Below are 17,342 nucleotides of genomic sequence, written 5' to 3'. Positions count from 1 at the left end.
GCGGACTAATACGGGCTGATACCAAATCACCCAAACCCGCAGGTCAGCAGCCCTGTGCGACCATCGACGCACGTCACAGGCACCCCTCTAACGGACTCCTAAAGCGGGTGTCGCAGGTTCGAATCCTGCCGGGGGCACACGACTAAGGGCCAGTTCAGAGGCTTGATCCTCTCGAACTGGCCCTTTCGTATGATCACGGCCGTGCCACGCCCGTGCCACAAAGTCGCCTAGGAATCCACATCGCCCCGCGTCTTGCGGATCATCGAGCCGAGGTGATCCGCGATCTCACGGTCACGGCCGCTGACCACGTGCTGATAAATCAGCGCTGCCCGGGGCGTGCTATGACCCATCCTGGTCATCAACTCACGCAGGCTCGCCCCCGACGCGGCGAGGGTGTTCCCTGTGTGCCGGAGATCGTGGAAGTGCACGTCTGCGGTGATGCGCGCCGTTGTCCGCGCCTTGATCCAGTCGTCCCGGAAGTTGCTTCGGCGCAGCCGTCCGCCCTGGGGACCGAGGAAGACGTGACCATCACGGCCGGATCCGGCGAAGCCGTCGAGGTGGCGTTTCACGTCCGGCAGGAGTTCGGTCGGGAAGGCCACCGGCCGGATCCCTGCATCCGACTTGGGCGCCTTGTCGAAGAGCGCTCCGGTCTGCATTTCTGCCTGTGAGCGGCGGACCATGAGCGCGGAATTCTCCGAGTCGACATCCCGCCGGCGCAGCGATGCCAGCTCTCCGAAGCGCAGGCCGGTGAACGCGGCCAGGAGGACGAGCAGCCGGTAGCGCGGCGCGATCGCGTCAGCCACGGCGAACACCTCAGCCACCGTGAGGGTCGGACGCTCAGGGACGTCGTAGCGGTCGGCACCCTTGATCCGGCACGGGTTGCGGCGGATCAGCTCATCGTCAACGGCCGTATTCAGGATCGCGCGCATGATCTGGTACGCCTTGACCACGGTCGCTTCACCGGTCCGCGTGAGGCACGCCGTGCGCCAGGACCGGACCTGTCCCGTCGTGATCGAGGACAGCGGACGCTCACCGAAGGTCGGCAGCAGATGCAGCCGGATCACCGACTCGTGCCGCTCCCTCGAACGGGCAGCCAGCTTGCGATCTTTGAGCCACGCCGTGGCGTACTCACCGAAGTGGACTTTGCCCGCATCGGGATCGGACCACCGACCACGTGTGATGTCCGCCTCGATGTGAGTCAGCGCGACGTCCGCATCTGTCTTGGTCGCGTACGTCTCCTCTGCGCTGCGGAGCTGGCCCGTGTTCGGATCGCGGTAACGAGCCTGCCAGCGACCTGACTTGAGCTGACGGACGGAGCCGAACCGGCGACGCCTACCCTGGTTGTTCGCCATCAGGCAACCCTCCTCAGCGTGCCAGGCCGAACGGACACCGGCTGAACGGTGTGCTCCGCGATGTAGTCAGCCAGCACGCTTTCCGCGATACGGACGTTTCGGCCCACCTTTACGAAGGTGATGCGGCGCTCTTCGATCAGACGCCGGGGAAAGCGGACACCCGTGCCGAGCACTTCGGCGACCTGCTTCACGGTGAGCAGTCGATCCATGGTCACCACTCCCCCACCGTCTCAAGATCCGACATACCGGCCAAGGCTTCGCGCGCGGTCTCGCGGTTGAGTTGGATGTCCCTGTGGATGTTGGCCGCGAACCAGGATTCACCGGGGGTGTAGCCATGGCCGGCATAGGTCCAGTGGGAGAGCACGAGGGTGGTCGCCTCCGGGTTGTCGTCGGGGTCGGGCAGGCCGAGCGCTTCGCGTTGCTGGGCTGCGCGATAGTCGGCGCGGACCTGTCGGAGGGCGCCGAGGGTGGTCGAGTAGCGGCGGGATTTGGTGGAGAAGTGGCCGCGGAAGCCGAGCATGTGAGCCCAGTCCCGGAGCTTCCGTTCCGGGTAGAGGGCGTGCAGGTCCAAGCAGGCTTCGATCAGCCGGCGAGGATGGTCGGGCACGCCGAGGAGGACGAGTGCTTCCTTGTTGCCGATCCGGCGGTCGACGGTGCCGGTGGTCTCGGCGGCTTTGGTGGCGTACTTGGCGACGTAGGAGGCGACGGCCTGTTCGGTGAGGTCTTCGCCGTTGCCGAACGCGCCGATCGGCTGCACGTCGAGCTGTGTGCCCCACCGCAGGGTGCGGGCCGGCTCATCCCCAGCGGGCGGGACGTCGACCGCGACGCGAGCAGCAGCGGTGTGGATCGCGTCGGTGAGTAAAGCGATGCTTGCCCAGTGCGGGGGCGGGGAGTCGGGCCCATCCGGTCCGTCGAAGCGGATCACCGCGTGGAAGTGCACGGCTCCGCGCTTCTGGTACTCCGCGACCTTCCCGAACGACAGCCGGGACTGTTCCCGGGCGTCTTTCTGCGTGAGGCCGGCCCGCTTGGCGACCTCGCGGCGGAGGTAGATCGTGAAGTAGCGCCACAGGTCGGAGGCGTGGTTGTTCCACAGCACCGCGCCGGCGTAGTCGTACGTCATCGGATCGAGCGGGGTGCCGAGTTCCCGGGCATCGTCGGCGTGCCGTGCACCGCAGCGGCAGGGCCGGTTCGCCGGGCGGTTGTGGACGGGTCCGAACGAGGGGGCGGTGAGGGTGGCGAAGACCCGGGGGTGATTGCGCACGGTGTGCGGGGTGCCCTTGGCCGGGTCTCCGACGAGTCCGGCGCGGATGAGGTGGTAGGTGTCGCCGGCGTAGGTCCAGGCGCAGGACGGGCAGCGCGAGGCGCGGCGGTTGCCGCAGGCGATGCGGAGCATGCCGCCCGGCTCGTGTTCGGTCGTGTACGCGTGCAGGACGGTCTTGGTCGTCGGATCGATCGTCTTCGTGGCGCCGGTGAGGCGGATGGGGTCGGAGCAGCCGCCGGTGCGGCGGATCTGTTCCTCCCAGCGGTCGAAGTCGTCGGCGCCGGCCACCCTCAGCACGTCGGTGAGGGTGGCCGGGTCGAGACCCGCCGGGGTGGCGGTGTCGCTCACACCAACACCTCCTGACGGATGGTCAGGAAGGCGTGGCCGATCCACTTTGTGTAGGCCGGGGGGATGGCTTCGGTGAGTTCCTCGTGGACGTCGGTCCACGTGATGCCCATGGCGGTCTGCATCTCCGGCACGGTGGCCTTGCCGCCGCCGTCGCCGTACGCGGCGATGTACGGGCCGTCGCGGTAGACGCCATGGCGCCAGCCGCGTACGTAGCCGTCGTGCTTGACGTGCCGGGGCTTGGGCGTGGACCAGCGGCCGAGTTCGAAGTTGCGGTGCCGGAAAACGCCGAGCCCGAACATCACGCCGCACAGGCTGACGTCCTTACGGATCTCCGCCTTGCCGTTGGGCTGTTCGATCACGTACGGCAGGCCGGTGGCGTCGAGCAGCTCTCGTGTGGGGGCCACCATGTCGGTGTGAACCTCGCCCCAGCCCTGGGACTGGTTGGTGCCCACGGTGAGGGCGCAGCCGGCTTGGCAGGGCGGGGAGGCGTGCACGAGGGTGTAGCGCTCGATGTCCCCGGATGCGATCAGGTGGGCGAGGTATTCGAGCGCGTCGCCACGGTGGTAGGCGAAGGGGTAGCGGGGGCGGTCTGCGATGTCGCAGCCGTCGACCTCGAACCCGGCGCGGTGGTAGCCCATGGCCGCCCCGCCGGCGCAGGAGAACAGATCCAGCACGCGCCGCCGCGCAGGGGCGCTCACTGGTCGTCCTCCTTCGGCGTGTGGCGGTCGATCCAGTCCTCGGCACAGACCTTGTGGACCGGCTTGCCCCGGTCGGAGCGCAGCGGGGTGGGCTTGGTGCAGATCACGCACGGCTGGTCGCCGGTGGGGTCGTAGTGCTCGGGCGAGCGCCAGTTGAGGAGAGCCACGGCGGTCACTTCCCGGCGCGCGCGAAGTCGGCGGCGGGAACGGTGTGACCGGTGCCGTCACAGGCGCGGCAGACGACGCGGAGCAGGGCGCGGGAGCCGTCGCGGTGGCGCGCGCCGATGGCGATCGAGACGACGGGGAAGCCGCCGCAGTCCCGGCAGACGGGCAGGTTCGAGTCGTGCTGAGGCATGATGGTTGAGCCCTTTCGGGTCGAAAGATCGGGAAGTGGTGGAGCCCTCCGGGGCGGCGGATACTTGGCGGTAGAGGCCGCCCCGGAGGGCGTTACTTGGAGCGGTACCGGCTCTTGGACCGGACCGGCGTGGAGCGTCGGCGAGGGGCGCGGGAGCCGCTTTTGGCGGAGCCACGGCTGAGCGTGTAGCCGATACCGCAGCTCGCCGACAGGACCGCGACGATGGACGCGGCGATGATCTGGACCACGAAGGCGATCACAACCAGGACCAGAACAGCGCCGAGGGTTTTCGCGAGGACGAGGAAGATGGGCCCGGCGTAGGAGCGGGGCGCTTCCTGCACGATCACGACTTTGCGCAGGTCGGTGCCGGGCGGGATCTGCCGGTACACCTCGGTCGGGATGTGGCCGGCGCGGAACTGCTCATCAGGCAACTGCATGAGTCGGTCCTCCTCAGGCCGGGCAGCGGTGGGTGCGGGCAGCGAGTTCAGCGGCCGACCGGTTGCCGTGCTCGGTCGAGAAGCCACAGCCCGGGGAGGTGCACGCGGCGGTGTGCCGGGTCTGGCCACGGCCGCTGTTGAAGGTGCCGACCTTGACCGGTCCGATGCGGATCACGTCGTAGAAGCGGTTCGGGCGCACGGGTTGAACCTCCTTGTCTGTCAGGCGAGTTGGGCAGCGATCGCGCCGGCGAGGTCTTCCGGGATGCTGAGACGGGCGCGGAGCGTGGCTGTGTCGATGTCCGTCCCGGTACGGGCGTGGTGCTCGGCAGCGACCTTGCGCGCGTGGTCGACCAGCGCCGGAGGGACGCTCACGGCCGGAGCGGCTTCCGGCAGGGCCGGAACGGGCTCAGGAGCGGTGCTCTGCGGTTCGGGGTCGGGCACTGCCGGGCGGTCGACCGCGACCACGGTTCGCGAGGGCTCAGGAATCGGATGCGAGTCCGGCGCGGGGGTCGGCTGGTGAGCGAGCAGGGTGCCGCCGAGGAAGGCGAGTGCAGGCCAGCCCGCGACGAGGATCCGCAGCCAGGCCGGGACGTGTTCCAGGTCGAGGACCCCGGCGGTGGCGATGTTGGCGCCGAGCGAGGCGACCAGGGCGATCAGGAACCAGAACCAGGCCGATGCCGACTGGTCGATGCGCAGCCGGCGCAGCACGGCGACCAGAAGCAGATCAACAGAGACGGGGTAGGCCCAGGCCTTCCAACCGGTCTGTCCGGCCGCTTCGGCAAGGTCGTGCAGATGAGCGAAGGACAGTGAACCGGCGATCAGGGCCAGGACGATCAGGACGACGTCCACGCGCGTGGTGCGGGTCACGGGTCTTCACCTCCGTTCGCAGGGAGTTGGGCCGGGACGGGGCGGGGAAGGTGTCCAGCCGCCCGGTCCCGGGCGGGTTTCAGTCGTCGTCGGCGGGGAGTTCGCCGGAGCCCAGGCAGTTCAGGCAGATGCCGGTCTGCTGTCCCACGGGCCGTTGTTTGCGGCCGACGCGGACGGTCCGGGAGACCTCGCCGGTGCCACCGCAGGGCGAGCACGGTTTGGCAGAGGGCTTGGCGGTCTTGCGGGCCATGAGTGATCTCCTTTCGGATTTCGGCATGGCTGGGGTAGGGACTTGGCGCACGTGCGGTGGGTGGGGCGAGGATCAGGGGGTTTGCTGCGGGATCACTCGCGGCGGTGCGGCCGGCATCGGCGGCACGGTCCGGCTGATGGGTCGGAACGGTGCCAGGAACGGCGGGTCCGGGGTGAGGTGCGCGAAGTCGCGGCACACGGCTGCTACTTCGTCCGGGGTGGTCTCGGGGGTGCGGATACGGGACCAGCCGCCGGAGGTGTCACCGGCCACCGCGACCCCGGGGCGGTCCGGAGCGATCGCGGTCACCGCGACCACCGCGTCCGGGGCGATGTCGCCCAAGCCCATGTCGGCGGTCTGCTTGTCGTTGACGCGGTGCACCACACGGCCGGTGAGCTGGGCACGCAGCGCGGTGGCGCCCTTGCCAAGGTCGGAGCCGAATCGCTGTCCGCACACCTCCAGATAGATGCCGATCGCACGGGCCATCTGCCCCAGTCGCACGAGCTGCATGACCGTGCGGTCGCGGGCCGGCTCATCCTTCTTCGAGGTGACCAGGAACAGCTCTGCCACCTCGTCGATCAGTACGACCAGCGGTACCGGCCGCAGGTGCTCCGGCAGCTCCCACAGGTCCGAGACCCCGTACAGGGCCAACAGATCGAAGCGGTCTTCCATCTCCGTGACCAGCGCATCGATCAACTGCCCGGCGATGTCCGCAGTGGTCGCCAACGCCGACAGCCGGGGCGCGTAACGGCCATGCTCGACACCACGCTTGCAGTCGATCCCGATCAGGCCCACCGGCAACTGAGCCAGTCCCTTGATCAGGTTGCGCTGATAGACGGACTTGCCGGACAGCGTCGCGCCCAGCGTCAGGGCCATGGGGACCTTGCGGTAGTCCCGCTCGAAGACTGAACCGTCCTCGCGCAGTGCCACCGGAACGACCAGGTCACGAGGCTGAGCCTTGCGCGGCATCTTGACCCGCGCCAGGACGTCGTAGCCGGTCATCCGTAGTTCGACATACCCGGGCTTGGTCTCTGCCACGGTGACCGAGCGGACTCCCCAGGCATGGCGGAGGCGCTCGGAGGAGGCGGCGATGTCGGCAGGCTCCAGGCCGGCGGGCAGACGCAGGGTGACCCGCAGACCGGTCGAGGTCCCCCGGACCCTACGGACCTTCGCAGCCACCGGGCGCACCTCACGGCGAGCCAGGTTGCGGGTCATGAAGGCACGCATGCCGGACGGCTGCACCGTCAGACCGCACACCTCCATCGTGGACCGATACGTCCAGGTGAACCGGCCCCACGTGACCGGCATCCCGACCAGCGACCAGTACACGCGAGGAGCGCGTACCTTCGCGTAGCCGAGACCACCGGCACCCGCTAAGGCACCGGTCGCCTCCAGCCACATCGTCAGGTCGGTCATGATCAGGCCGCCGGGGTGATCGCGACCGCGCGGAACGAGATGCCGTGGCGCTTCTGGCCGTTGAACTCGTTCTCCCAGTCACGGGCCTTGAGGCCGACCACGCGCACGATCGCACCCGGCTGGAGACCCTCGGGGTAACCGGTCTCCGGAACGGTGACCTTGTAGAGGTTGCCCTCTCCCTCGTCGGAGATGACCAGGCCCACCGTGGACAGGCCCGCACCGGTGTCCCGGTCCACGGCCCGCTCACCCGTGCGCTTGTCGACGAGCTTCGCCTCAGGGGCAGTCGCCACGATCACGATCGCGGTCGAAAGGTCAATCTTGAAGGACGGCATTATGGAGTTCTCCCCTTGTGGGATGAGCCCCGGGCTGCGTTGTGATCTTGGCGGATGGCACGCAGTCCGGGGTGCGCTGTTCTCCGACTCTTCCGAAGCTACTCGCAGTTTTTCTGCGGGTCAACAGAAAAGCTGCGACTAGCAGCAAAACTCTGAGTCTGCGAGACTAGCGAGGGAGAGAAGGAGGAGTTATGGGAAATTTCGCACTCTTCGTCCGATTCACCCTGCGTGAGGGTATGGGCGACGCTTTTGACACGCTGGTGAAGGAGACCGAAGCGGGAATCCGGGCGAACGAGCCAGGGACCCTGGTCTACGCCTGCCACAAGGTCGAGGGAGCTCCTGATGAGCGGATCTTCTTCGAGATCTACGCCGATCGAGCAGCGTTCGACGAGCATGAGCGTCAGCCGCACACGGTTCGATTCCTCAGCGAGCGAACCCGGTACGTCGAGAAGACCGATGTGGACTGGCTTGAGCCATACGCAGGGAAGTACCCACACGGAGCCACGAAGTGAGTACCCAACTGCCTACAACCGGTCAGCGGATCAAGGAACTTAGGCGGACGGCAGGCATGTCGCAAGCCGACCTCGCTACCGCCATGGGCCGGTCCGAAAGCTGGGTTTCCCAGGTCGAACGCGGAGTCCAACCCGTTGAGCGTCTGGCAATCCTTCAGGCGCTCGCTGATGCACTGGGCGCATCGGTGAGAGACGTTCGGCCCGACGCGCCCCCGTCTCCGGCGGACCATGTGGACGAGACGCCGGCACCCGAAAGCAATGACCTCGACGGCCTGCGCGTCGCCCTCACGGGCCACCCTGCCTTGGGCAGCCTGTTCGATCTCGGACCGAGTTCCCCTACGCCCGCCCTTGCCGAGTTTCGCCAACTCGTCGACCAGGCGTGGGAGTACGTGCACGCATCGAGCTTTGCAGCCTTGAGTGACCATCTCGTCAAGTTGCTCCCCGACATCGAAGTTGCAGTACGCCACGCGCCGGCGGCGGATCGAGTCGAGCTGCACTCATTGAGAGCCCGCAGTTACCAGGCAGCGGCAGCGAGCTTTACTCGGCAGGATCAGGCTGATGCTGCATGGGTAGCCGCAGACCGGGCCTTGCAGGCAGCCGAGATGGCCGGCCAGCCTCTTGAGGTAGTGGCCAGCCTCTTTCGCATGGCTCATGCGTTCATGCGCCAGCAGCACATGGACCAGGCTGAACAGGCCGCGAGATCAGCAGTCGAAGTCTTGGGCCCACGGGCGGAGAATCCCGCCTGCCCTGCAGAGGAGCTGTCCCTTCTCGGCGCCATGAACCTTGTGCTAGCCGTGATCAATGCGCGCGAGGGCAACCGGTCTGAAACGCATGCTCACCTCAACCGAGCGAGGGAACTCGCCGCGCGTTTGGGCGAGGACCGGAACGACTTCGACACCGAGTTCGGCCCTACAAACGTCAAACTCCACTCGGTGAGCACGGCCGTGGAGCTGGGGGATGCAGGACTGGCCTTGGAGACTGCGGCAGAAGTCGACGCTGGTGGCCTCTCAGCCGAGCGCCAATCACGCTTCCTGCTCGATGTGGCACGGGCGCATGCGCAACGCCGACACGTTGGCGAGGCAACCGCAGCACTCTTGGAGGCTGAGACCCTCGCACCGGAACAGATTCGCGATCACCACTCAGCCCGCGAAGTCATTCGCGATCTCATCCAACTGGCGGGCCGCCGCGTGCCCGAGACACTTCGGGATCTTGCCGACCGCTGCGGCGTGAGCTGACCTGTTACAGGTTTCTCTACCTCATCAAGCCCCACCCTTCGGGTGGGGAGGGAACTCCCGCCGGGTCGCTGCCCGCAGCATCCGGCAGACCTCAGCCGTGGCGCACTATGAGATGACAGAGCACCACCGCACCACCATGGAAGCCCTCAGCTCCCACACGCTCCACCGACCACAACGGGAGCACCACAGCCCCTCGGCACATGGCCCACAGCACCACGGGACCATGACGGGGGGCTCTTGCCTTCGGCATCCGGTTGCGCTGGCCTCCCGGCTTCCTAGCCGCCGCTTACGGGTCTCACACCCCACCGGCCCGCATTGCGGGCCGGCGCCGGGCTCGGGGGCTCGGGGCTTCGCTCCTGCCTTCGGCCCGCGCGCCCCGGCCCCCGGCCCCGCGCCACCCAAGGTTGCCCCGGGGTGGCCCCGTTGCACGCTCTGGCACACCAGGGCCGATGCACCGGAACGATCCTGATTCCCCGCCCATCCACGAGCACCAGGCCCCACCTTGGGCAGGCACTGCCGCATGGCCAGCACGCATGATCCGCCACAGGACCAACCGACGCTTTGGGATCAAAAAGCAGGTACGCCACGGCTGAGGTCTGCCGGATGCTGCGGGCAGTGAGGGGGCGGGATCGGAGGGGGCTGGGGCGGTCGCTCCGAGACTTTAAGGTCTGCTGACCTGCGGGGCCCCTCCGAGAGCAAGAAAGGGGGCCGAGTGCCTACTCCGTACGGTGAGGGCAACTAGCCCTCTCCATTGGGTCAAGTTTAATGGCCCCCTTTCATGCTCTCGCCCCGCAGATCACCAGACCTCAAACTCTCTCCCCCGACCTGTGGGCAGGCTCACCAAGTGGTTGGGTTGAGGAACTGTCAAATCCCTGTGGGGCTTGACAACTAATGGCGCGTCATGCGTTGATCGTTGCAGGGCTGGACACGCACCGCCCGAGCCGCTGCCACGCGCCCATGCCGCGAATGGCTACGACGGCCAAGGTCTCTCGGGGCCCGTGCTCTTCGATCCTGTTCGGACACGGCAAACGTCTGACGGATGCATGGGGCCCGTGGGAAGGAAAGTGCCGTGCCTAAGAAGCAGAGCACAGCGCAGAAGAGGGCTAGGAAGCGCGCCCGCTCCGAAGACATCCCGTACAGCGTCGCATTGGCGCAGATGACTGCGCCGGCGGCAGACGAGCAGCCGATTCTCTTCGGCTCGATCGGACCCAGGCTTGATCTCCAGCGGGCGATGGCGGAAGCCCTGCAGCCGAGGCTGGACTTCCAGCGGATCATCGCGGAAGCCCTGCAGCCCAAGCTGGATCTCCAGCGGGCGATGGTGAAGGCCCTGCAGCCGAAGGTGGACTTCCAGCGGATCATCGCGGAAGCCCTGCAACCGAAGCTGGATCTCCAGCGGGCGATGGTGAAGGCCCTGCAGCCGAGGCTTGATCTCCAGCGGGTGATGGCGGAAGCCCTGCAGCCGAAGGTGGACTTCCAGCGGATCATCGCGGAAGCCCTGCAGCCCAAGCTGGATCTCCAGCGGGCGATGGTGAAGGCCCTGCAGCCCAAGCTGAACTTCCAGCAGGTGATCACTCGCTCGCACCCGAGCTGACCTATCGAGCGGGGGATACACCGGCTGCCGTACCGCAGAGAAGTACAGCAACCGTGGTAACCGCAGGCGACTGTCCCGAACCGTTGCCACCCTCGTGACCAGGTCGGGCGACCTCAGCGGACTTCGTGCCCGTAGTTCGCATCGAGGAGCTGTGGCACGGTCCTCGGGCCGTGCCACTCTCGTGCCAGAACGGACGGGGACTCACGGGGACTCGGGGTAAGAAGGAGACCGCCGGACCGCACCTCGCCCAGCGTAGAGAATCAGCAGGTCAGACACATGATCGCCCCACCTCGCTCCTAAAGCGGTGATGCACGATGGCTGGTGAGACCATCTGGGAGTGACAGACGCCCCGTTGCCCTCGCGATGGACCCTCCAGCAGATCCGTGACGTGTCCGGGGATCAAGAAGCTGTCGTCCTGAACTCCGACCGGGCGGTCAAATGGGTGGCTGGCCCTGGAGCCCACGAAATTTTGCATCCAGAGATCGTTCTTGGTTTCCACGGCCTGTGCCTCGTGAAGCCCATCGATGACGATGACTGGTACATGGGCAGCCTGTACGACGACGGCAGCATCGACTGTTGGACCGCCTACGGAGACCTATACGAGGCGCTACGCGGCCTCTAAGACCATCAATCCAGGTGACAGACACAGCAGCCCTAGGACAGCCAGCGCCCCGAGTTGCTTCAGCACGAAGCGGCCATGTCACCCAGGCCAGCCGTAGGGTTAGGGCGTGCGAAACGACCGACACGACGAACCTCTCTCTGGCGATGAGCTGGAACTCTTCTTGCAGTACCTCCATCGCTTCGCTAAGCACGACGTTGATCAGTTCGTATCCATGGAGGTGGGCGACCCCGACTATCCGTGTTATCTGGATTTGTCCCGGGCCCCGGCATCCGGAACCGACCCTGCCGTCTACCGTCGCCCGTAGTCGAACAAGGCGAGGCACCTGACATCCAGAACTGACATCAACAGCACCGGACGCCAGCGGCTCCGGGCAGCCGTAGGTGTCAGCGCAAGCCGTGCGGGAGCCGCCCACTGATGGCGTCGGATCGAACTCCTAAAGCGGGTGTCGCAGGTTCGAATCCTGCCGGGGGCACAACGCAGTAGTCGCCGACCTGGGGTTTCTCGCCCAGGGAGGCACTTCTCGGCCTCGGACTCGTCATCCGGGGCCGTTTGCGTGAGCGGGAGGACGTCACCGTCGCGGTGGGCCGGAGGCTCGACCGACCCGAGTCTCGACCGACCCGAGTTGGGGCGACAGGCCATGAACACCTGACACCCACGCGTGTTCCTGCATGGTCAGGAGGACCACGCCGCGAGGAGTTCCGCCGGGCCGTACGCGGCGTCGAGCCCCGCGCAGTCGGTCCCGCTGCGCGAGAGCGCGATCACTGGCACGGGAGCCGGCGTGAGCGCGGCGCGGTGTCGGTGCAGCGCCGCGAGATCATGCCGGTCGAACGGGGAGTTCTCCAGCCACTTCACCGAGCCGACGAACAACAGCTCCTTGGCGATCGGCGCGCGGTCCGCTCCCACGACGTCGATCTCCACGTCGTTGGTACGGGTCCAGTAGCCGCCGATGGCGGGGGCGGCGGGCAGGTTCGCGTCGGGCAGCAGCCGTGCCAGCGCCTCGCGCACCAGAGGTTCAACGGCCCTGCCGCGCCAGCTGGTCCAGTTCTCGCGGATGCGCCGCAGCGTCAGGTCGCCCCGGCCCCGCTCGATCTCCTCCATCGCCGGGCCCAGAAGCTTCAGCCAGAAACGGAGGTACGGATCCGCGACCCGGTAGCGACGGTCCTTCGAAGGTCGCGTCGACACGGGAAGCTCCGCCGCGATCACCCGCTTGTCCGTGAGTATCGTCAGCGACCGCTGTAGCGGGGTCGCCCCGATCCCGCCGGCGGCGCGGGCAATATTGGTGAATGTCCGCTCACCGCTGCCGATCGCCGAGAGGACGGTGCGGGCCTGGACCTGCTGGGGGAACTCCGCGGCGAGCGAGCGCTCCGCCGACACCAGCAAGGCCGAGACCGGATCGCTGAGTGCCGCCTGCAGGAACTCCCACATCCCGGCGCCGTGCGTCCACTCTGCGCAGATCAGCGGCAATCCACCGGTGATCAAGGCCGCATCAAAAGCCGAGGCGGGGTCGAGGCCCAGCATCTCGCCCACCTCCGCCGGGTTGAGCGGACCCAGCACCATCTCCCGTCCGCGCTGGTGGAACGGGCGTCCATAGTCGTTCAGCGCCTCCATCATCGACAGGTCGGAGCCGATGAGAACCAGCAGAACCGGTTTCGTCTCGAGCACTCGGTCCCAGGCCCGCTGAAGTACGCCCTCGAAGGCGCCCTCCGCGTCCATCAGATAGGGCACCTCATCCATGACCACCACGCTCGCCCGGTCGTGCGGCAGTGCCGCCGCCAGTACGTCGAAGGCGGCGTCCCAACTCGCCGGGCGGGCCGCCGACAGTAGATTCGCCAGCGGAAGGCTGGATGACTGCGCATCCTGGCTGAGCCGCTCCAGATCCACCCCCGACGACGCCCCTGTGGCCGCGTAGAAGAGGAACGGCGCACCGGACCTCTCGGCGAATCGCTCCACCAAGCGCGACTTGCCCACCCGGCGGCGCCCTCGAAGCATCACGCACCGCCCGGGCCGCTCCCCACCGACCCCGGCCGTCACCTTGCCCAGCTCGCGATCCAGCACCTCGAGCTCGTGCCGCCTGCCCACGAAATCTGCCATGCCGTTGCCTTCCAGGCCTAATAAACAACGCAGGGACTAACATCAATGTTAGCAACATGCTCGTTAGTCAAATGGAAGCCGGGAGATGCCACTGGTGTCGCAGGTTCGAATCATGCCGGGGCACCCAAACCAAAGGCCCCGGACCGATCATGGTCCGGGGCCTTTGGTATCAGCGAGCCGCAGCGGTCGGCGGCAGCCGATGGAGGCCACCAGGCGCACGGGCTGCCGCTCCCGAAGTGGGGAGACTCGACTCACCAGTCCCCGGTAGAGCCAGGTATCTCGGGTGGGCTTCACGACCTATGGATCCGGCCGGCCCACCTGGATCTCAGAGGTCAGGGAGTCCCGTCAGGGAGGCCATCTGGCTGATCATTGTCTGGTTCGCAGCACCGGAGTAGGCCCGCACCTCGTCCACGGTGCCCTGGAAGTACTCACCGCGGATCGCCGAGCGGCCCACCTGAAGACCGCCCGAGGCCGTCCAGGAGGTCGTGTCCACGGCAGTCGACTTGATGGTCAGCTGCCCGTTCACATAAAAGCGAAGCTCATGGGCAGGGGCGTCGAATACGACGGCCAAGTGGTCGCTCACGCCGTAGGGACCTTCACCGGGCAAATCCTGCTCGTCGGAGATGACCACCTGCGAAGCATTCGCCTTGTCCTCGGTGGACACCACGACTTCCCATTCCCCGCTTGCCGCCTGGTACCGGATCGCGATGCGGTCGGCGTTGGAGCCCGGGAGTGACAGGACGGTCTGTGTCCTGTCGTCGGCTGCGGCCAAGCGAGCGCGGGCGGCGAGAGTGAAGCTCCCGTCCCCACCGACCGGTGCCGCGGATGTCGCCGCCCAGTCACCGTCGCCGTCAAGCCTGAGATCGCCCAGACCAACCAGTGCGGCATCTCCGAAGATGTCCTCGTTGCGGTAGATCCACGCATCGCCGTTCAACGTCAGCGGCAGGCCCTCGGGCTCCACATTGGGAGCGGTTCCGCCGGGCGCCTCCTCCAAGGGCCAGTAGCCCTCCCGACTCGGCGACGTCTCTTCGGCCCGGGCTTCGTTCCCCTGGCCGACCGCGTAGGCGGCGCCAGGGAGCGTACCGAGTGTGAACACGAGCGCGACGGCGCCTAACCCCACAAACGCGGCGCGATATCTGTCGTACATGCCCCCCCTTTGAAGAACCTGGTCAAGTTGAAGAACCTGGTCAAATCCTGAGTGATCTTCCAGTCTCACTCCTTCAAGCGCAAGGAGTTCCGACCGTGCGGATCACGTATCGACTCAGCTTCGAGGCAACCGAGTACGACCGGGGTGCTGCAGGATGGCGTCTGATCACGTCGACCAGCTCGATGGCGACTCGCTGGCAGGCGGCGCACCGCAACCCGCACCGCGGCTGCGGAGCACGATCAGGCGCCCAGCGCCACGCATTCCGCCGCAACCCAACCGTCGCGGCCGTTGATCCGAACCGTCTTCCAGTCATTGTCCGTTCCACCGCAAGCGGTGTAGGTCTGACCGTTCGCGGAGCCCTCCCCGAGGCTCCCGCAGGGAAGACGGCCACCGGCGGCGATGGTCCCCACGACCGAGTAACTGGTGCCGGCTCCGCTCCGCACGTTCAGCGTCGTTCCGGACCGGTTGTAGGCGTAGCAGCTGGCCGCGGTCACGGAAGCTTTCTCGGCAACCTCGGTCGCGGATGCGGCGCTGACAGGACCGATCATGGCCCCCATCGCACCAAGGGTGGATACGGCGACAGCTGCGACCTTCAGGGACAGACGCATGACTTCCAATCCTTCGTCCGGCGAGAACGCCCAATTCAAGCCCGGCGGCCACAGCCGTATCAAGATCGTTTCTGGCCATCGCCTCGTATCCCGGCTGTTCAACAGGGCAGACGCAGAACTCCGACCGGGTGATGCTCGGTCTGCCCGCAGCCCAGCCGAATGCGCCGGCCAAGGCCCTACCAAGCCACCGGCAAAGCCCGAAGCCCATAAACGATGTTGTTCTGGTTGTACGTGAGTTGGGTCGGGGGCACCGCGAGCCGAAGTGAGGGCAGGCGGTGGAGCAGGGTGGTGAGGATGATCTGGAGTTCGACCCGGGCCAGGGTCTGGCCCAGGCACTGGTGGGTTCCGTAGCCGAAGGCGACATGGCGGCGGGCGTCTCGGGTGACGTCGAGGGCCGTTGGAGCGGTGCCGTTGGCAGCCGTGAACAGGTGCTCCTCTCGGTTGGCGGTGGAGAGCATGCAGATGACGCCGGCGCCGGCGGGGATCGTCACGCCGGCCAGTGTCACGGGCTCCGTGGCCGCGCGGCCCAGGCCTAGGTGGATGATCGTGAGATGGCGGAGGAGTTCCTCGACGGCTCCGCGGATCAGGCCGGGGTCGGCGCGGAGGCGGGCCGTCTGGTCGGGGTGGCGCAGTAGGGCCAGCACGCTGATGGCCGTCATGTTCGCCGTGCTCTCGTGGCCGGTGACCAGGAGCAGGAAGCCCAGTGATGCCGTTTCCTGGGCGGTCAGGTCGTCGCGTGCCGCGAGGCGGCTGAGGATGTCGTCCTCGGGGTGGCGGCGTTTGCGTTCGGCCAGTTCGGCCAGGTAGCCCATCAAACGGGCGTGGGCCTCTTCGGCCTGCTGCCGTGTCGAGTTGTTGTCCAGGAGCGTACGGCTGAGCGACTGGAACAGGTCGTGGTCCTCGTACGGCACCCCGAGCATCAGGCAGATGACCAGCGACGGGACGGGGAGGGCGAAGTCGGCCACCAGGTCCGCCGACGTGCGGCCCTCGGTCATGCGGTCCACCGCCCTGTCGACGATGTCCTGGATACCGGGGCGCAGTTCCTCGATCCGTTTGACCAGGAAGTCCTTGGTCACCATGCGGCGCAGCCGGGCGTGTTCGGGGTCGTCCATGCGGATGAAGCTGGGCTTGGCGGTGGCCAGTTCACGCTGTCCGGGAGAGAGGAACGGGAATCCGGGGGTCCGGGCGTCGGCGCTGAACCTGGGGTCCGCCAGGACCGCCCGTACCTCTTCGTAGCCGGTCACGAGCCAGGCCGCCGTCCCGTCCGGCAGTACGGCACGGGTGACAGCTCCCTCGCGAGCGGCGGCCACGTAGGCGGGAGGCGGGTCGAACGGGCAACTCCCGTAGGGAGACGGGAGGTTGACCGCCTCCCTTGGCGTGGTCGTGGGCGTGAGCGTGGACGTGGGGGACTCGGTGGTCGTCATCGACTGCGCTGTCTCCTGGTGGCGTTCAGGGGGTGTCTACGAGAGTGATTGCGCCGCTGGGGCACAGGTCCGCGGCCAGGCGCACATCGGCCGCGTGCTGCTGGTCCGGCTCCGGGACGAGCAGCACGACGCGTCCATCGCTCTCGCTCTGCTCGAACACCTCCGGCGCCGCACCGACACACTGGCCCGCGCTGCAGCAGCGTTCCCTGTCCAGGCTCACGGTGAGGTGTCGCCGCTGCCGGACCGCGGAGTCAGAGGATGTGGCGTCGGAGGATGTGGCGTCGGAGGGCGTGCGCAGGACGTTCAGGGCCGTGCACATCGTGGCGGTCTGGCCCGTCAGGACCAGCAGTTCGACCAGTTGCTCCGGACGCAGCGCCCGGGCCAGCCCGTCCCAAAGTCCGTCGGAGACAGGCGCGTTCGCGGCGAGCAGGTCGCATGCCTGGAGGAGTACGAGTTCCTCCGGCGCCCAGGGATGGGTCTGCGGGTCGGCCGCCGTGGCCGCGATCTCCTCCGCCGTCAGCCCTGCCTGCGCGGCCGGTGTGCGGTGCCGCTCGTACACGTACGCCGCGTCGAGCCGGTGCGCGGTGCGCAGGACGACCAGCTCGCGTCGGCGGTGGCCGAGTGTTCCCTCGTGGGTGAGTACGCGCGCGAGGGAGAGCCAGGCGTGAGCCAGTGCCGGGTGGTGGGCGAGGGTGCCGAACAGGTTCTCCCGGCCGGGACCGTCCGCCTGGGAGTCCGCGAGGAGCGACCGCAGGACCGGGGGCCACTCGGACGGAGGGAGGGGAGGAATGCGGCTGTC

The 17,342-nt window shown here is 67.4% G+C and carries 20 protein-coding genes; 3 read left to right on the top strand and 17 right to left on the bottom strand.

What is annotated here, in order from left to right; translation table 11 throughout:
• Window positions 1-227: 227 nt before the first annotated feature.
• The 12 genes from AOK17_RS14355 to AOK17_RS14305 all read right to left on the bottom strand — a co-directional run bounded on the left by AOK17_RS14355 (window position 228) and on the right by AOK17_RS14305 (window position 7,313).
• Window positions 228-1,352 carry a tyrosine-type recombinase/integrase gene (locus AOK17_RS14355; RefSeq protein ID WP_055612828.1) on the bottom strand — a complete coding sequence of 375 codons (1,125 nt, stop codon included), beginning with the start codon at window positions 1,350-1,352 and terminating at the stop codon, window positions 228-230.
• Window positions 1,352-1,561 (bottom strand): excisionase family DNA-binding protein, encoded by a 210-nt coding sequence (locus tag AOK17_RS14350; RefSeq protein WP_055612827.1) that lies wholly within the window; start codon window positions 1,559-1,561, stop codon window positions 1,352-1,354. Before AOK17_RS14350 ends, AOK17_RS14355 begins: the two co-directional genes overlap by 1 nt.
• A 2-nt stretch (window positions 1,562-1,563) precedes the next feature.
• Window positions 1,564-2,961, bottom strand: a complete 1,398-nt coding sequence (repSA, locus tag AOK17_RS14345) for a replication initiator protein RepSA (protein ID WP_055612826.1) — start codon at window positions 2,959-2,961, stop codon at window positions 1,564-1,566.
• Window positions 2,958-3,599 (bottom strand): DNA methylase, encoded by a 642-nt coding sequence (locus tag AOK17_RS14340; protein ID WP_245697153.1) that lies wholly within the window; start codon window positions 3,597-3,599, stop codon window positions 2,958-2,960. The genes repSA and AOK17_RS14340 overlap by 4 nt, the downstream gene beginning before the upstream one ends.
• Window positions 3,600-3,655: 56 nt before the next feature.
• Window positions 3,656-3,826: a hypothetical protein gene (locus tag AOK17_RS51280; RefSeq protein ID WP_169801927.1), complete on the bottom strand. Its 171-nt coding sequence runs from the start codon at window positions 3,824-3,826 to the stop codon at window positions 3,656-3,658.
• 5 nt (window positions 3,827-3,831) lie between these two features.
• A complete protein-coding gene (locus AOK17_RS14330; RefSeq protein WP_055612823.1) occupies window positions 3,832-4,014 on the bottom strand; it encodes a hypothetical protein in 183 nt (60 codons plus the stop codon).
• A 92-nt stretch (window positions 4,015-4,106) separates the two neighbouring features.
• Window positions 4,107-4,451: a hypothetical protein gene (locus AOK17_RS14325; protein ID WP_055612822.1), complete on the bottom strand. Its 345-nt coding sequence runs from the start codon at window positions 4,449-4,451 to the stop codon at window positions 4,107-4,109.
• A gap of 13 nt (window positions 4,452-4,464) precedes the next feature.
• The gene (locus AOK17_RS14320; protein WP_055612821.1) at window positions 4,465-4,650 is read right to left on the bottom strand and encodes a mobile element transfer protein; all 186 of its coding nucleotides are present in this window, start codon (window positions 4,648-4,650) and stop codon (window positions 4,465-4,467) included.
• A gap of 20 nt (window positions 4,651-4,670) precedes the next feature.
• Window positions 4,671-5,318, bottom strand: coding sequence for a DUF2637 domain-containing protein (locus tag AOK17_RS14315; RefSeq protein ID WP_055612820.1), 648 nt, complete (start codon window positions 5,316-5,318; stop codon window positions 4,671-4,673).
• 79 nt (window positions 5,319-5,397) lie between these two features.
• Complete coding sequence (locus AOK17_RS51275) at window positions 5,398-5,568, bottom strand: hypothetical protein (protein WP_169801926.1); 171 nt, start codon at window positions 5,566-5,568, stop codon at window positions 5,398-5,400.
• Between the two features lie 72 nt (window positions 5,569-5,640).
• On the bottom strand, window positions 5,641-6,981 hold the full coding sequence (locus AOK17_RS14310) for an FtsK/SpoIIIE domain-containing protein (protein ID WP_055612819.1): 1,341 nt from the start codon (window positions 6,979-6,981) through the stop codon (window positions 5,641-5,643).
• 2 nt (window positions 6,982-6,983) lie between these two features.
• Window positions 6,984-7,313: an SCO3933 family regulatory protein gene (locus AOK17_RS14305; protein ID WP_055612818.1), complete on the bottom strand. Its 330-nt coding sequence runs from the start codon at window positions 7,311-7,313 to the stop codon at window positions 6,984-6,986.
• 191 nt (window positions 7,314-7,504) lie between these two features.
• On the opposite strand from AOK17_RS14305, the gene AOK17_RS14300 reads away from it, so the two are divergent.
• The 3 genes from AOK17_RS14300 to AOK17_RS14290 all read left to right on the top strand — a co-directional run bounded on the left by AOK17_RS14300 (window position 7,505) and on the right by AOK17_RS14290 (window position 10,651).
• Window positions 7,505-7,825, top strand: a complete 321-nt coding sequence (locus tag AOK17_RS14300; RefSeq protein WP_055612817.1) for a putative quinol monooxygenase — start codon at window positions 7,505-7,507, stop codon at window positions 7,823-7,825.
• Window positions 7,822-9,060: a helix-turn-helix domain-containing protein gene (locus AOK17_RS14295; RefSeq protein WP_055612816.1), complete on the top strand. Its 1,239-nt coding sequence runs from the start codon at window positions 7,822-7,824 to the stop codon at window positions 9,058-9,060. The genes AOK17_RS14300 and AOK17_RS14295 overlap by 4 nt, the downstream gene beginning before the upstream one ends.
• A 1,069-nt stretch (window positions 9,061-10,129) precedes the next feature.
• Window positions 10,130-10,651 (top strand): hypothetical protein, encoded by a 522-nt coding sequence (locus tag AOK17_RS14290; protein ID WP_055612815.1) that lies wholly within the window; start codon window positions 10,130-10,132, stop codon window positions 10,649-10,651.
• A 1,294-nt stretch (window positions 10,652-11,945) separates the two neighbouring features.
• Here AOK17_RS14290 and AOK17_RS14280 read toward each other — a convergent pair.
• The 5 genes from AOK17_RS14280 to AOK17_RS14260 all read right to left on the bottom strand — a co-directional run.
• A complete protein-coding gene (locus AOK17_RS14280) occupies window positions 11,946-13,364 on the bottom strand; it encodes an ATP-binding protein (RefSeq protein WP_055612814.1) in 1,419 nt (472 codons plus the stop codon).
• Window positions 13,365-13,689: 325 nt separating this feature from the next.
• On the bottom strand, window positions 13,690-14,511 hold the full coding sequence (locus AOK17_RS14275; protein ID WP_055612813.1) for a LamG-like jellyroll fold domain-containing protein: 822 nt from the start codon (window positions 14,509-14,511) through the stop codon (window positions 13,690-13,692).
• Window positions 14,512-14,750: 239 nt separating this feature from the next.
• Window positions 14,751-15,119 (bottom strand): SH3 domain-containing protein, encoded by a 369-nt coding sequence (locus AOK17_RS14270; RefSeq protein ID WP_055612812.1) that lies wholly within the window; start codon window positions 15,117-15,119, stop codon window positions 14,751-14,753.
• A gap of 176 nt (window positions 15,120-15,295) precedes the next feature.
• Window positions 15,296-16,543, bottom strand: coding sequence for a cytochrome P450 (locus AOK17_RS14265; protein WP_055612811.1), 1,248 nt, complete (start codon window positions 16,541-16,543; stop codon window positions 15,296-15,298).
• A 25-nt stretch (window positions 16,544-16,568) separates the two neighbouring features.
• Window positions 16,569-17,342: ferredoxin (locus tag AOK17_RS14260; RefSeq protein ID WP_342671507.1), on the bottom strand; the 774-nt coding region annotated here is incomplete at its 5' end.

The organism is Streptomyces phaeochromogenes, assembly GCF_001418655.1.
Taxonomy (GTDB): Bacteria; Actinomycetota; Actinomycetes; order Streptomycetales; family Streptomycetaceae; genus Streptomyces; species Streptomyces phaeochromogenes.
Note: the sequence above shows the minus strand (reverse complement) of the source record. Positions and strands in the feature narration are given on the sequence as shown.